This is a genomic window from Sinomonas mesophila (assembly GCF_001999765.1).
GTDB lineage: Bacteria > Actinomycetota > Actinomycetes > Actinomycetales > Micrococcaceae > Sinomonas > Sinomonas mesophila.
Map to the genome: position 1 here is coordinate 263,618 of NZ_MTIC01000003.1, position 14,344 is coordinate 277,961.

The window sequence follows — 14,344 nt, forward strand, 5'->3', positions numbered from 1 at the left end:
CGCGCCAGCTGCACGCACAGAACCGCCATTGACAAGGGAGCACAGCCACCGTGGCAAACCTTCTCGAGAAACTCCTGCGCACCGGCGACCGCCGGACGCTCAAGCAGCTGCGCGTCTATGCCGACGCGATCAACGCCCTCGAGGACGAGTTCCGCGGCTTCACCGACGCCGAGCTGCGCGGCGAGACGGACCGGCTCAGGGCGCGCTACGGGGACGGCGAAAGCCTCGACGACCTGCTGCCCGAGGCCTTCGCGGCCGTGCGCGAGGCGGCGGGACGCACCCTCGGGATGCGGCACTTCGACGTCCAGCTCATGGGCGGGGCGGCCCTGCACCTGGGAAACATTGCCGAGATGAAGACCGGCGAGGGCAAGACCCTCGTGGCCACGGCGCCCGCCTACCTCAACGCCCTCACGGGCGATGGTGTCCACGTCGTGACGGTCAACGACTACCTCGCCGAGTATCAGTCCGAGCTCATGGGCCGCGTCTACCGCTTCCTCGGCGTCTCGAGCGGCTGCATCCTCGCGAGCATGGACCCGGCGGAGCGCAAGAAGCAGTACGAGGCCGGGATCACCTACGGCACGAACAACGAGTTCGGCTTCGACTACCTCCGCGACAACATGGCCTGGGACCGCAACGAACTCGTGCAGCGCGGGCACCACTTCGCCATCGTGGACGAGGTCGACTCGATCCTCATCGACGAGGCCCGCACGCCGCTCATCATCTCCGGCCCGGCCCAGGGCGATGCGAACCGCTGGTACTCCGAGTTCGCCAAGCTGGCCCTGCGCCTCGGCGACGGCGACTACGAGGTGGACGAGAAGAAGCGGACCGTCGGCGTGCTCGAGCCCGGCATCGAGAAGGTCGAGGACTACCTCGGCATCCACAACCTCTATGAGTCCGCCAACACCCCCCTGATCGGCTTCCTCAACAACGCCATCAAGGCCAAGGAGCTCTTCAAGCGCGACAAGGACTATGTCGTCCTCGACGGCGAGGTGCTCATCGTCGACGAGCACACCGGCCGTATCCTCCCGGGCCGCCGGTACAACGAGGGCATGCACCAGGCCATCGAGGCCAAGGAGGGTGTCGAGATCAAGGCGGAGAACCAGACCCTCGCCACGATCACGCTGCAGAACTACTTCCGCCTCTACTCCAAGCTCTCCGGCATGACGGGCACCGCCGAGACCGAGGCCGCCGAGTTCATGAGCACGTACAAGCTCGGCGTCGTCCCCATCCCGACGAACAAGCCCATGGCGCGCCTCGACCAGTCGGACCTCGTGTACAAGAACGAGGTGGTCAAGTTCGAGGCGGTCGTCAAGGACATCTCCGGCCGCCACGCGACGGGTCAGCCCGTGCTCGTGGGCACGACGAGCGTCGAGAAGAGCGAGTACCTCTCCAAGGCCCTGGCGAAGGCGGGGGTCCGCCACGAGGTGCTCAACGCGAAGAACCACGCGCGCGAGGCCGCGATCGTCGCACAGGCCGGCCGCAAGGGTGCCGTCACGGTCGCGACGAACATGGCGGGCCGCGGCACCGACATCATGCTCGGCGGCAACGCCGAGTTCATGGCCGTGGCCGACCTCGCGGCCCGGGGGCTCGATCCCGAGGAGAACTCGGCCGAGTACGAGGCCGCGTGGCCCCAGGCCCTCGAGGCCGCGCAGCAGGCCGTCAAGGCAGAGCACGACGAGGTCCTCGGGCTCGGTGGCCTCTACGTCCTCGGCACGGAGCGGCACGAGTCCCGGCGCATCGACAATCAGCTGCGCGGCCGCTCCGGCCGCCAGGGTGACCCGGGCGAGTCCCGCTTCTACCTCTCGCTCACGGACGACCTCATGCGACTCTTCGGCACGGGCGGCGCGGAGCGCCTCATGGCCTCGAGCCTCCCAGACGACACGGCGCTCGAGTCGAAGATGGTCTCCCGGGCCATCCAGTCCGCCCAGGGGCAGGTCGAGGGGCGCAACGCCGAGCAGCGCAAGAACGTCCTGAAGTACGACGACGTCCTCAACCGCCAGCGCGAGGCCATCTACGGCGACCGCCGCCGCATCCTCGAGGGCGACGACCTGCATGAGAAGGTCCAGTTCTTCCTCGAGGACACCCTCGTCGCGATGATCGAGGCCGCGACGGCCGAGGGCAACGGCGACGACTGGGACTTCCACGCCCTCTGGACCAACCTCCGCACGGTCTACCCCGTCACGCTCACGCCGCAGGACATCATCGACGAGGCCGGCGGCAAGCCCAGGGTCACGGTCGAGATGCTCAAGGAGGAGATCCTCTCGGATGCCAAGCTCGTCTACGCCCAGCGCGAGGAGACCCTCGGCTCCGAGCTGATGCGCGACCTTGAGCGCCGCGTCGTGCTGTCCGTGATCGGGCGCAAGTGGCAGGAGCACCTCTACGAGATGGACTACCTCAAGGAGGGAATCGGCCTGCGCGCGATGGCCCAGCGCGATCCCCTCGTCGAGTACCAGCGCGAGGGCTACGCGATGTTCCAGGCCATGATGGAGGCCATCCGCGAGGAGTCAGTGGGCTTCCTGTTCAACCTCGAGGTCAAGCCCGCCGAGGTGCAGGAGGGCGCCGCGGCTCCCGGGCTCGAGGCCCCGGCGCGGCCAGTGCAGCTCCAGTACACGGCGCCCAGGGAAGACGGCTCGACGGAGACGCACGTCGAGCAGGCACGCTCGGTCAAGGCCGCCCAGAACGGCGGCGGGGCCAAGGCGGCGCAGCCCAAGGCCGCGCAGTCGGGCGGCTCCGGGGCCAAGGGCGGTCCCGGGCGCCGCACGCGGCGCCGCTGACGCCTGACGGCGCCGCCTACCCGATCTCGAGGGCCGTGACCTTCCAGCCGCCACGGTCCGATGCCTCGAGGCGCAGGGCGACGGCGCGGCAGCGCGCGGCATCGATTACGACGACGGCGGCCTCGTAGACGCCCGGCCCGACGAGGGAGGCGCGGGCGGCCTTCACGACGGCAGCACGGTGGACGAGCGCCAGACGGCGTCCCGCGGCGCCGGCAGCTTCCTGACGGGCGGCCGTGCTGGCCCGGCTGAGCTCGGCGCGCAGCTGCACCGGGACCAGAAGATCGCGGTGGAGCCAGATGGCGAGCTGCTGGACGGGCCGTGTGCCGGCGAGCACCTCCATGGCCGCGAGCGTGATCGTGGCGGCGAGCCTGCGGACCTCCTCGCTCTCGTCGGGAGTCTGGACGGCGCGCAGGCGACGGACGGGCGGCTCGGGCCGGAGGTCCTCCCGGGTCGGGGCGAGGGCCGCGCTGCCCGCCGTCCGCGCCCGTCCCCGCTGGTCCCGGGCGGGCGCGGGCTCGGCGGGCCGCGGACAGTGGAAGCGGAGGACGTCCGCGGTCTGGGGCCCCTCGGCCCTGCGGCGGGCCGCCGGGCCGGCAATGTCGGTGGGTGCGGTCATGGCGTGCTTCCTTCTCTCGGGGCCGCGGGGCGCGCGGCGGCTCGGTGGGTGCCGGGGCAGGCAGTGGCTGTGGCGGTGAGTTGGCTGTCGGGGCCGGGCCGGGTCCGGGGCCGGGGGGGCGATCCGGCTGGCGTCCTAGGGAGGCGGGACGAGCAGCTGCCCGGGCCTGACCAGGTCGGGATCCGTTCCGATGACGCTCGCATTCGCTGCGTACCAGCGGGGCCAGGCCTCGGCGATGTCCAGATCGGTGGCGCCCGGGCCGAGCTGCCGGGCGACGATGGACCACAGGGAGTCGCCGGGGCGGACCTCGACAGCCCCCGGGACGGCAGCCGCACGCATCGGCTGGCGCACGAGCGGGCCCGTGGCCGGAGGCGGGGCCTCGGGGATCCAGGCGGCCTCCGGGACGACGGGCTCCGGGACGGCGGGCTCGACAGCGGTGGGCTCGGGCACTGCCGGCTCCACGGCCAGCCGCGACACCGGGGCGGGCTGCCACGTCGGGTCCGGTAGGGCCGTCGCAGCATGCACCGCCGGCGCGGTGACGAGGCTCAGGCCGAGCGTCGTGAGGGCGAGCCGCCGCATGAAGGCCGGAGCGAAGGCTCCGGCCCAGCGTGAGGCACCCGGGGCGCCCGCCGCGTGCAGCAGGGCGGAGGCCACCGCGAGGGCCATCGCGAGGAGCCACCACGCGACCACGACGAGCCCCACGACGCTGGCAGCCACCCCTAGGAGGACGGTGACGGTCCGGGGCGACGCGTCCTCGAGAATGAGGGGCGCCATGCGAAGCCAATCGCCCCGGCCGCCCGGAGCGGCGTCACCGGCGAGGATCCTCCCGGCGGCGACCAGCGTTGCGCCGAGCGCGAGCACGGCGGCCGTCACGAGCCCGTCCGCGGCGAGCTGCTGCCTGCGAGTGTTCTCCATCGTTCCCCCCCGAAGACGTAGGTGGCGGCTTCCGCCCGCTGAGCTTTGATCGCATTTGATCCTGTTTGATGAGATGTGCCCTAGTTTGAGCATGACAAGTGCCGGTTGTCTAGTAAATGGGAGATTTGGGGTGAATTGACCGCCCGAACCTTGCTTCATAGGGTGGGGCGCATGCGCTGGGACAGCCTGTTCGACGATTTCGAAGCACAGCTCGCCTCCGCCACGTTGCTTGAGCATGAGGCCCACGTGGCCGAGCTCGTGCGCGCGGAGCAGGCGGGGCTCGGGCTCGTCGACAGGCTGCGGGGCCATGGGGGCGCCCCCGCCGAGCTGCTCCTGCGCGCGGGCGTCCGCCTGCGCGGGCGCATCACCCAGCTCGCGGACGCCTGGTTCGTGGTCGATGCGGCCCCGCACAGTGCTCTGGTGCCCGTCGGTGCGGTCGTGTCCGTGTCGGGGCTGGGGCGAGTGGCGCGGTCGGAGGCGTCGGCGGTCCGCCGCACGCTCTCCCTTGCCTCGGGACTGCGGGCCCTTGCCCGCGACAGGGCCCTCGTGTCGTGCTTCGCCGACGGGGGTGCGGGCGAGCCCCACGTCATCGTCGGCACGATCGACACGGTCGGGCGGGACTACATCGAGCTGGCCGTGCGCCGGGACGACGCCTGGTCTGCGGCCTCGGCGTCGACGGCGCTCGTGCCGTTCGGGTCGCTCATCGCCGTGCGGTCAGGCGGCTGAGGACCGGGATGAGGGCGCACAGGGCAGGGGGATCCAGCGGAGCACACCGGCAGGGGTGCGGGCACGCGCGAGGCGGCGCGGCCGCCGTCGCCCGCGCGGAACTGGACGGCCGTCAGCCGGCCGTGTGTGAGCGGCGCCCCTCGGCGAGCAGCTTCTCCGCCTTGGCGTAGCTGGCCTGGATGTACTCCTCGAGCTTGACGTCCTCGACGCGCCACTGTCCTCGGCCGCCCACCTGGATGGCCTTGAGCTCGCCGCTGCGGACGAGGGCATATGCCTGGGCCGAGCTGATCTGGAGCTGCTCGCACACATCCGCGAGCGTCAGGAAACGAGGCATGGAAACATTGTGCCAGCTTTCGGACCCGGTTGACCCGGTTATCCACAGTTTGATGCCGTTTGATGCCGTGTGACTTGGGATCGACTCCGGGCGTGAAGAAGAATGTCCCCGGGGGGCCGGCCTTGCGGCCCGTGAGTGAGGGGGGCCAATGCCCGCTGCCGAGAATCCGCCGGGCTCCCGGCTGTCCAAGCCGTCGTGGAAAGACCCGCGGCTCCTCGTGGGGCTCCTTCTCGTGCTGGCCTCCATCGCGGGGGTCGTTGCCCTCGTCGAGGCAGCCGACCGCACGGTCGAGGCCTACGCGGCGAAGGAGGACATCGCCGTCGGGCAGACGGTCGACGCCGACAGGCTTGTCCGGATCGACGTCCGACTCGGCGACGCCGAGAGCCGCTACCTGACACCTGGGTCGCTGCCCGAGGGCAGGATCGCGCTCCAGCGCGTCGCCAAGGGGGACCTCGTCGCAGCCTCCGTCCTCGGAGAGCCCCAGGCGCTGGGCCGCAAGCCCGTCGCGATCAGCGCCCAGGAGACGCTGCCGGCCGAGGCTGTCCCGGGGACGCGCGTGGACGTGTGGGTCGCGCCTCCGGACGGCCGCAACGGCTTCGCCGAGCCGAAGCTCCTCATGCCCGGGGCGGAGATCGCCCACGTCGAGACATCGTCGTCGACCCTCGGCGGAAGTCGAGAGACGCAGGTGCTTGTGCTCGTCGAGGACGCAAAGCTCGCCCAGCTGCTCGGGGCACAGGCCAACAGCGCCAAGGTCTCGCTGGTCTGGAACCCCGCGGGGGGCAGCCGATGAGCATCCCGGTCGTCACGATCGGCGCCGGCCAGGCCGAGCTCGTCGGCTCACTCGAGCGCCTGCACGGCCCGGTCACGGTCGTGCGGCGCTGTTCCGAGCTGGCCGAGCTCGTCGCCGCGTGCCAGACCGGCCTCGCGCGCGCCGCCGTCGTCGCGGGCGGGACGGGGGAGATCACCGCGACGCTCGTCGACAGCCTGGCCAGGGTCGGCGTCGCGCTCGTGGGGCTTGCGGACGACGACGCCGAGCGGCTCCGGCTCGACGGCCTGGGCGTGCTCGCCGCCCCTGAGGCGGTGCCGGCGGCCGAGCTCGCGAACCTCATCGCCGAGGCGGTGGACCGCGCCACCGCCTTTGCCGCGGCGCCGACGTCGTCCTCCTCGTCGTTCGCCCTCGCCGGGGCCCGGCCGATCGCCGAGGCCGCGGCCGAGGACGGCCCCGACGAGCCGGCGGGGGAGGGGGAGATCATCGCCTTCTGGGGCCCGATCGGCTCTCCCGGGCGCACGACCCTCGCGGTCAACTGCGCCGCGGAGCTCGTGGCCGACGGCCGCAGCGCCGTGGTCGTCGACGCGGACCCCTACGGCGCGTCGGTGGCGGGAGCGCTCGGCCTGCTCGACGACTCCGCGGGCCTTGCGCAGGCGTGCCGCCTCGCCGACCAGGGCGTCCTCGACCGCCGCGCCCTCGAGCGCGTGGCCGTGCCCGTCATGACCGGCGCCGGGACCCTCCGCGTCCTCACGGGCCTCACGCGGGCGGACCGCTGGCCGGAGCTGCGCGCCGCGGCCCTCACGACGGTCCTCGAGCGCTGCCGCGAGATCGCCGACGTGGTGGTCGTCGACGCGGGGTTCTGCCTCGAGGCGGACGAGGAGCTGAGCTTCGACACCATGGCACCGCGCCGCAATGCCGCCACGCTGCGGAGCCTCGAGCTTGCTGATCGGCTGTTCGCCGTAGGCTCGGCGGACACGATCGGGATGCCCCGGCTCGTGCGGGCGCTCGCGGAGCTCGAGCGCGCCGTTCCGTCGGCAACCCCCACCGTCGTCTTCAACAAGGTGCGGGCCTCGTCGATCGGCCGCTTCCCTGAGCGGGCGCTGCGCGAGGCCTGGGAACGGTTTGGGCCGGGGATCCCCATCAGCGCGATGATCCCGCACGACGCGGCAGTGGCCGACGCCGCGCTGCTCGGCGGGTCCGTCCTGCTCGAGGCGGCCCCCGAGTCCGCGATCCGGACCAGCATCGCCGGACTGGTGTGTTCACCTGCACAACGAAATCGCAGATTCGCCATACGAGGTGCCAAAGCAGGGCTCCGGGCAGCGCGTTAGGCTCGTCGTAAGAGCTGCGCCGTAGCAGCACCGTCCAGTGGAGGCGAGCCCGAGTGTCGACCGGTACTGCCCAGCAGACCCCGTTCCCATCCGCAGACCAGGAATCCCGATTCCTCGCGGACTACTACGAGCACCTCGCCGAGGAGGATTCCCAGTCCTACCCGGCGGACCAGCTCGCGGGGAGGGCGCGGGAGCACTGGCGAATCGGCGACGAGCGCCTCCCCGGGACCGCCAACATCTCCGTCGTGGACGATGGCGGCCGCAGCATCGTCTACATCGTCACGGACGACATGCCGTTCCTCGTCGACTCGGTGAGCGCCGAGCTCGTGCGCCAGCAGATGGCCATCCACCTCGTGGTGCACCCGATGTTCGTCGTGACGCGCCGCCGCAGCGACCACTCCCTCGTCGCCGTCGAGCGCGTCCCCGCCCAGTGGGGCATGACGAGCGGTGACACGGCCACGATGCCTCGGCTGAGCGCGCTCGCTGCCGAGTCGGACAACATCACCTCGATGGAGTCCTGGATCGCCATCGAGACCGACCGCGCCGGCGCCGCGCAGCGCGCCGAGATCGTCGACGGGATCCGCCGCGTCCTCGGCGACGTGCGTGCCGCCGTCGAGGACTGGCACCCGATGCGCACGAAGGCCCTCCAGATCGCCGACAGCCTCGGGTCGGTCGTCGGGGCCGAGGACATCCCCGACCTCGTGCCGACCCAGGAGCTCCTGCGCTGGCTCGACGCAGGCAACTTCACCTTCCTCGGCTACCGCGAGTACGACCTCAAGACGGTCGACGGCGAGGACGTCCTCGAGCTCGTCGAGGGCAGCGGACTCGGCCTCCTGCGGGGGGACGGCGCCCACGCCCTGCAGCACCTCACGACGCAGGGACAGGAGCACGCCCGGGAACGGCGCGCCCTCGTCATCACGAAGGCCAACTCGCGCAGCACCGTGCACCGCCGCGCGTACCTCGACTACATCGGGATCAAGCGCTTCGACGCGAACGGCAGGGTCGACGGCGAGCGCCGCTTCATTGGACTGTTCGCCTCGAGCGCGTACACGCAGTCCGCGCGCGCCGTGCCGATCGTCAAGGACAGGATCGCCGAGGTCCTGCGCCGCTCGGGCTTCCCGGCAGACTCGCACTCGGGCAAGGACCTCATGGCCATCCTCGAGACGTACCCCCGTGACGAGCTCTTCCAGATCGACGCCGGGACCCTCCTCGACACGGTCACGCGCGTCCAGCGGCTCCAGGAGCGCCGGCGGACCCGGCTCTTCCTCCGCCCGGACATCTACGGGCGCTTCATGAACGCCGTCGTCTACCTGCCCAAGGACCGCTACAACACGGCGGTGCGCCGCCGCATCGAGCAGGAGCTCGAGCGGGAGTTCCACTCCTCCTCGATCGACTACGACTCGCACATGAGCGACTCCGCCCTGGCCCGCCTCTACTTCCGCATCCGCCTCCCCAAGGGCGCCGACGCCAAGGCGGTCGACCTGCGCAGCGTCGACACCGCGGCGCTCGAGCAGCGCCTTGTCACTGCGACCCGCTCGTGGAGCGAGGGCATCATGCAGGTCCTGCACGAGAACCGGGCCTTCGCCGAGGCCGAGCACCTCTCCGCCCTGTGGGGCGAGGCCTTCCCGGCGTCGTACCGCGTGGACTACAACATCGAGGACGCCCTCGAGGACCTCACGCGCTTCGAGGCCTACGCCGCCGAGCGCGCGGCGGCCGAGAAGGGCCCCGAGGAGGAGGCCCCCGAACGGCCGGCCGTGCACGTCTACCTCCCGCACGAGGCCGGCGAGGCGCTCGAGGAGGACGCGCGCGTCAAGCTCTACCTCCTCGAGCCCAAGAGCCTGACCCAGATCCTGCCCTTCTTCCACAACCTCGGCCTCGAGGTGCTCGACGAGCGCCCCTTCGAGATCGAGACCGGCGACGCCCGGGAGTTCTTCCTCTACGACCTGGGGCTCAAGTACCCGCCCGGCGTGGACCCGCTCTCGACGGGCCGGCTGCTCGCGGACGCCTTCGGCCAGGCCGTCTCGGGCGAGACGGAGTCGGACAGCCTTGACCGCCTCGTCCTGCGCGAGGGCCTGCGCTCCCGTCAGGTCACGATGCTGCGCAGCTACGCGAAGTACATGCGCCAGATGGGCAACACGAACTCGTTCGGCTTCATGGCGGACACGCTCCTGGCCAATCCCGAGGTGACCCGGCGGCTCGTGCAGTACTTCGAGGCTCGCTTCGACCCCGCCCTCGGCGAGGCCCAGCGTGCCGACACCGCCGCGCTCCTGCGAGGCGAGCTCACCGAGGCCCTCGACCAGGTCCCGACGCTCGACGCCGACCGCCTCCTGCGCACGTTCATCAACCTCATCGACTCGACGCTGCGCACCAACTTCTACCTCGACCGCTCGTACCTGAGCTTCAAGTTCCTGCCGTCACAGATCGAGAGCCTGCCATCGCCGAAGCCGGCGTACGAGATCTGGGTCTACTCGCCGCGCGTCGAGGGCGTGCACCTGCGCTTCGGCAAGGTGGCCCGCGGCGGTCTGCGCTGGTCAGACCGGCGCGAGGACTTCCGCACCGAGATCCTCGGGCTCGTCAAGGCCCAGGTCGTGAAGAACGCCGTCATCGTCCCGACCGGGGCCAAGGGCGGGTTCTTCGCCAAGCGGCTCCCGGACCCCGCGCTCGACCGCGCCGCCTGGGTCGCCGAAGGCGTGGAGAGCTACAAGACGTTCATCCGCGGTCTCCTCGACATCACCGACAACCGCGTCACGACCCTTGCTGAGGACGGCACGAGCACGGCGCAGGTCGTGCCGCCGCGCGGCGTCGTGCGCCACGACGAGGACGACAGCTACCTCGTCGTCGCCGCCGACAAGGGCACCGCGACGTTCTCGGACATCGCGAACGGCTTGGCCGCGGAGTACAGCTTCTGGCTCGGCGACGCCTTCGCCTCGGGCGGCTCGGTCGGCTACGACCACAAGGCCATGGGCATCACGGCCCGGGGCGCGTGGGAGTCGGTCAAGCGGCACTTCAGCGAGCTCGACCTCGACACGCAGTCCGAGGAGTTCACGGTCGTGGGCGTCGGGGACATGTCCGGCGACGTCTTCGGCAACGGCATGCTCCTGTCGGAGCACATCCGGCTCGTCGCCGCGTTCGACCACCGGCACATCTTCCTCGACCCGAATCCCGACGCCGCGACCTCCTTCGCGGAGCGGCGGCGCCTCTTCGAGCTCCCGCGCTCCTCGTGGGACGACTACGACCGCTCGCTCATCAGCCCGGGCGGCGGCGTCTACCCCCGCTCGGCCAAGTGGATTCCCATCTCCGAGGAGGTCCGCGCCGCGCTCGGCCTGCCGGAGGGCACGGCGCAGCTGAGCGTGAACGAGGTGCTCAAGGCGGTGCTCCTCGCGCCCGTGGACATGCTCTACAACGGCGGGATCGGGACCTACGTCAAGGCCAGCACGCAGACCAATGCCGAGGTCGGGGACAAGGCCAACGACGCCATCCGCGTCGACGGCCGGGACCTGCGCGTCAAGGTCGTGGGCGAGGGCGGCAACCTCGGCTTCACCCAGCGCGGGCGCATCGAGGCCGCGCTGCAGGGCGTCATTCTCAACACGGACGCGATCGACAACTCCGCCGGCGTGGACTGCTCCGACCACGAGGTCAACATCAAGATCTTCATCGACCGGATGGCTGCCGCCGGGAAGCTGGATCCCGCCGAGCGCACGGCGTTCCTCGCATCCATGACGGACGACGTGGCGCGGCTCGTGCTCGAGGACAACATCGACCAGAACATCCTGCTCGTCAACGACCGCGCGAAGATCGTCGAGTGGAGCCCGAGCTTCGAGCGGCTCATGGACTGGCTCGAGGACAAGGCCGACCTCAAGCGCGAGCTCGAGGCGCTCCCGACGACGGAGGAGCTGCACCGGCGGCTCGAGCAGGGCCAGGGCCTCACGTCGCCCGAGCTGTCGGTCCTCGCCGCCTACGCGAAGATCGAGCTCACGGAGGCCCTGCGCGCCTCTGACCTCGCGGACGACCCGTGGTTCCGGGACACGCTGCGCCGGTACTTCCCGGGCCAGGTCGTCGAGCGTTTCGACGCCGACCTCGACAGCCACCCGCTGCGCCGGGAGATCATCGCGACCGTCGTCGCGAACGACATGATCAACGTCGGCGGCATCACGTTCGCCTTCCGCACGATCGAGGAGACGAGTGCGACGCCGGCGGCGATCGCCAAGGCGTTCGTGGCTCTGCGTGAGATCTACCGCGTCGAGGAGATGACGGACGCGCTCAACGCGCTCCCGGCGTCGTTCCCGACCGAACACTGGACGGCGATCCATCTCGACATCCGCCGGCTCCTCGACCGGGCGGTCCGCTGGCTCCTGCATGAGGGCACGGGTGGGCGAAGCATCGCCGAGGTGGTGGCCCAGTACGAGCCCACCATGACGTCGCTGCGGACCCGCCTCCTCGAGTTCCTCCACGGCCAGGACGCCGAGAGGGTCTCGGGCCTGCTGGAGAAGGCGCGGGACTGGAACCTGCCCGAGGAGCTCGCGCACCGCTGGGCCGAGCTGTTCGAGAGCTACGCGCTCCTCGACGTGGCCCGGATCGCCCAGACGAGCGGGGCCCCAGTCGAGCGGGTCGCGAGCCTCTACTACACGGTGTTCGACCGCTTCCGCGTGGACACGCTGCTCGAGCGCATCACGGCGCTCCCGCGGCGGGACCGCTGGCAGTCGCTTGCCCGTGCGGCGCTGCGCGACGACCTCTACGGCACGGTGGCGGACATCACCCGCTCGGTCATGGAGGCCTCGTCCGGGGACCTCGCCCCTGAGGAGGGCCTGTCCGCGTGGGAGGCCCAGAACGAGGAGCAGCTCGAGCGGGCCGCGACGATGTTCGCCGAGGTCAACGCGCTCGAGAGCGACGACATGGCGTCCCTCTCGGTAGCATTGAGGCTGCTCCGGTCGATCGTGCGCCACTAGCAGGCGCGGGCTGGGCCCGAGACCTCGAGACGACAAGGCGGTGCAGTGGCCATCTTCACGGACCCCATCAGGGAGCATGCTGATTTCGGTCCAGGGGATGCCGAATGGCTGCACCTCCTTGTCGGCGACTGGCAGCTCGTGGCGGACCTCGCGTTCGCGGACCTCGCCCTCTGGTTCCCGCACCCCCAGGACGGGTATGTTGCCCTTGCCCATGTGCGGCCCTCCACGACCCATACGGTGTTCCACAGCGACTTCGTCGGGGAGAAGATCCGCCCCGACCTGCGCGGGATCGTGGACCGGGCGTGGGCGAGCCAGTCGATCGAGCGCAGCCACGAGACGAGCTTCAACGCCGAGATGGCCATGCGCGTCGAGGCGGTGCCGTTCGTGCGCAACGGCCGCACACTCGCCGTCGTGACCTCGCACATGGACCTCTCGAGCTCCCGCATGCCCAGCCGGCTCGAGCTGACCTATCGGCAGTGCGCGTACGACCTCCTGCGCATGGGGACGCTCGGGCTGTGGCCCGACTTCGCCTCGCCGACCGGATCGCGGCGTGGCGCCCCGCGCGTCGGAGACGGCCTCATCCGCCTCGACGCAGAAGGGATCGTCCAGTACGCGAGCCCCAACGGCGTCTCGGCCTTCCGCCGCCTCGGCGGGATCGAGTCCCTCGAGGGCCGCTCCCTCGCCGAGGTCGCGGCCGGCCTGCTCAAGGACCGGCGCATGGTCGACGAGACGCTGCCGCTCGTCGTCACAGGCCGCATGCCGTGGCGCAGCGAGATCGAGTCGCGCGGCGTGAGCCTGTCCCTGCGCGCGATCCCGCTGCGCGACGAGCACGAGCGCTTCGGCGCCCTCGTGCTGTGCCGCGACGTTTCCGAGCTACGCCGCCGCGAGATGGAGCTCGTGTCCAAGGACGCGACGATCCGGGAGATCCACCACCGGGTCAAGAACAACCTCCAGACCGTGGCGGCGCTCCTGCGGATGCAGTCGCGGCGCATGAAGAGCGACGAGGCCCGGCAGGGGCTCGAGCAAGCGATGCGCCGCGTCGCGACGATCGCGCTCGTGCACGAGACCCTCTCCCAGGGCTTGACCCAGACCGTCGACTTCGACGAGCTCATCGGGCGCCAGTTCCGCCTCTCGGTCGAGGTCGCGACCGAGGGCCAGCACGTCGCGACCGAGCGTCGGGGCGAGTTCGGCGAGCTCGCGAGCGACTTCGTCACGCCACTTGCGCTCGTCATCAACGAGCTCGTGACCAACGCCGTCGAGCACGGGCTCGCCGACCGCTCCGGCACGGTCTGGCTCACGGCCGACCGCCGCCTCGACTCCTCGGGCAGCGAGGTCCTCGAGGTCACCGTCGAGGACGACGGCGTGGGGCTGCCGGAGGCGACGTCGCGCCACGAGGGCCTCGGGCTGCAGATCGTGCGCACGCTCGTCACGAGCGAGCTCGGCGGGACGATCGAGTGGGGGCGGCGCGACGGCGGCGGCACGAGTGTGCGGATCGTCCTCAGGCCCCGGCACGGCTGAGGCCGTCGGGGCCGGGCGCAGAGCATCCGCTTCCTCAGCCATCGAGGAACAGACAGAAGAAGGGACCGCCCGGGACAGCGTCACTGTCCCGGGCGGTCCCGTCGCTTGAGGGGGCCTGGGCCGGCCGACTCCTAGGAGGCCCGGCGGGCTCGGGCGGCGCGACGCTTGAGGGCGCGGCGCTCGTCCTCGCTCATGCCGCCCCAAACGCCGGCGTCCTGGCCGGACTCGAGAGCCCACTGGAGGCACGTGTCGACGACCTGGCAGCGGCGGCAGACACTCTTCGCCTCTTCGATCTGGAGGAGGGCCGGCCCCGTGTTCCCGACGGGGAAGAACAGCTCGGGATCCTTGTCGAGGCAGGCCGCGCGGTCACGCCAATCCATAGGTTTGTGCAACTTTCGTTCTCGGGGTCTGGCTGGCT

The 14,344-nt window shown here is 71.1% G+C and carries 10 protein-coding genes; 6 read left to right on the forward strand and 4 right to left on the reverse strand.

Annotation, left to right across the window (positions count from 1 at the left end; translation table 11 throughout):
• Positions 1 to 50 precede the first annotated feature (50 nt).
• Positions 51 to 2,774 carry a preprotein translocase subunit SecA gene (gene secA, locus BV907_RS12570; RefSeq protein ID WP_077490056.1) on the forward strand — a complete coding sequence of 908 codons (2,724 nt, stop codon included), beginning with the start codon at positions 51 to 53 and terminating at the stop codon, positions 2,772 to 2,774.
• A gap of 16 nt (positions 2,775 to 2,790) precedes the next feature.
• On the opposite strand, the gene BV907_RS12575 is transcribed toward secA, so the two are convergent.
• Together BV907_RS12575 and BV907_RS12580 are read right to left on the reverse strand one after the other, a co-directional pair.
• Positions 2,791 to 3,390, reverse strand: coding sequence for an Rv3235 family protein (locus BV907_RS12575; protein WP_077490057.1), 600 nt, complete (start codon positions 3,388 to 3,390; stop codon positions 2,791 to 2,793).
• A 135-nt stretch (positions 3,391 to 3,525) separates the two neighbouring features.
• Positions 3,526 to 4,305, reverse strand: coding sequence for a LysM peptidoglycan-binding domain-containing protein (locus BV907_RS12580; protein WP_077490058.1), 780 nt, complete (start codon positions 4,303 to 4,305; stop codon positions 3,526 to 3,528).
• A gap of 171 nt (positions 4,306 to 4,476) precedes the next feature.
• Here BV907_RS12580 and BV907_RS12585 point away from each other — a divergent pair, with 171 nt between their 5' ends.
• A complete protein-coding gene (locus BV907_RS12585) occupies positions 4,477 to 5,031 on the forward strand; it encodes a hypothetical protein (RefSeq protein WP_077490059.1) in 555 nt (184 codons plus the stop codon).
• Positions 5,032 to 5,143: 112 nt separating this feature from the next.
• On the opposite strand, the gene BV907_RS12590 is transcribed toward BV907_RS12585, so the two are convergent.
• Complete coding sequence (locus tag BV907_RS12590; protein ID WP_077490060.1) at positions 5,144 to 5,365, reverse strand: helix-turn-helix transcriptional regulator; 222 nt, start codon at positions 5,363 to 5,365, stop codon at positions 5,144 to 5,146.
• 148 nt (positions 5,366 to 5,513) lie between these two features.
• Here BV907_RS12590 and BV907_RS12595 point away from each other — a divergent pair, with 148 nt between their 5' ends.
• The 4 genes from BV907_RS12595 to BV907_RS12610 are packed head-to-tail and all read left to right on the forward strand — an operon-like array spanning position 5,514 to position 13,926.
• Positions 5,514 to 6,155: a CpaB family protein gene (locus BV907_RS12595; protein WP_077490061.1), complete on the forward strand. Its 642-nt coding sequence runs from the start codon at positions 5,514 to 5,516 to the stop codon at positions 6,153 to 6,155.
• Positions 6,152 to 7,462, forward strand: coding sequence for a CpaE/TadZ family protein (locus tag BV907_RS12600; protein ID WP_077490062.1), 1,311 nt, complete (start codon positions 6,152 to 6,154; stop codon positions 7,460 to 7,462). Before BV907_RS12595 ends, BV907_RS12600 begins: the two co-directional genes overlap by 4 nt.
• A 53-nt stretch (positions 7,463 to 7,515) precedes the next feature.
• Positions 7,516 to 12,408, forward strand: a complete 4,893-nt coding sequence (locus BV907_RS12605) for an NAD-glutamate dehydrogenase (protein WP_077490063.1) — start codon at positions 7,516 to 7,518, stop codon at positions 12,406 to 12,408.
• A gap of 45 nt (positions 12,409 to 12,453) precedes the next feature.
• The gene (locus BV907_RS12610; RefSeq protein ID WP_077490064.1) at positions 12,454 to 13,926 is read left to right on the forward strand and encodes a sensor histidine kinase; all 1,473 of its coding nucleotides are present in this window, start codon (positions 12,454 to 12,456) and stop codon (positions 13,924 to 13,926) included.
• Positions 13,927 to 14,057: 131 nt separating this feature from the next.
• On the opposite strand, the gene BV907_RS12615 is transcribed toward BV907_RS12610, so the two are convergent.
• On the reverse strand, positions 14,058 to 14,306 hold the full coding sequence (locus tag BV907_RS12615; RefSeq protein ID WP_077490065.1) for a WhiB family transcriptional regulator: 249 nt from the start codon (positions 14,304 to 14,306) through the stop codon (positions 14,058 to 14,060).
• Positions 14,307 to 14,344: the final 38 nt, after the last annotated feature.

What these genes read in the sequence shown, in the direction of transcription:
- BV907_RS12615 (WP_077490065.1), bottom strand. Translation starts at nt 14,306, where the DNA reads ATGGATTGGCGTGACCGCGCGGCCTGCCTCGACAAGGATCCCGAGCTG.
- BV907_RS12580 (WP_077490058.1), bottom strand. Translation starts at nt 4,305, where the DNA reads ATGGAGAACACTCGCAGGCAGCAGCTCGCCGCGGACGGGCTCGTGACG.
- BV907_RS12590 (WP_077490060.1), bottom strand. Translation starts at nt 5,365, where the DNA reads ATGCCTCGTTTCCTGACGCTCGCGGATGTGTGCGAGCAGCTCCAGATC.
- BV907_RS12600 (WP_077490062.1), top strand. Translation starts at nt 6,152, where the DNA reads ATGAGCATCCCGGTCGTCACGATCGGCGCCGGCCAGGCCGAGCTCGTC.
- BV907_RS12595 (WP_077490061.1), top strand. Translation starts at nt 5,514, where the DNA reads ATGCCCGCTGCCGAGAATCCGCCGGGCTCCCGGCTGTCCAAGCCGTCG.
- BV907_RS12575 (WP_077490057.1), bottom strand. Translation starts at nt 3,390, where the DNA reads ATGACCGCACCCACCGACATTGCCGGCCCGGCGGCCCGCCGCAGGGCC.
- BV907_RS12585 (WP_077490059.1), top strand. Translation starts at nt 4,477, where the DNA reads ATGCGCTGGGACAGCCTGTTCGACGATTTCGAAGCACAGCTCGCCTCC.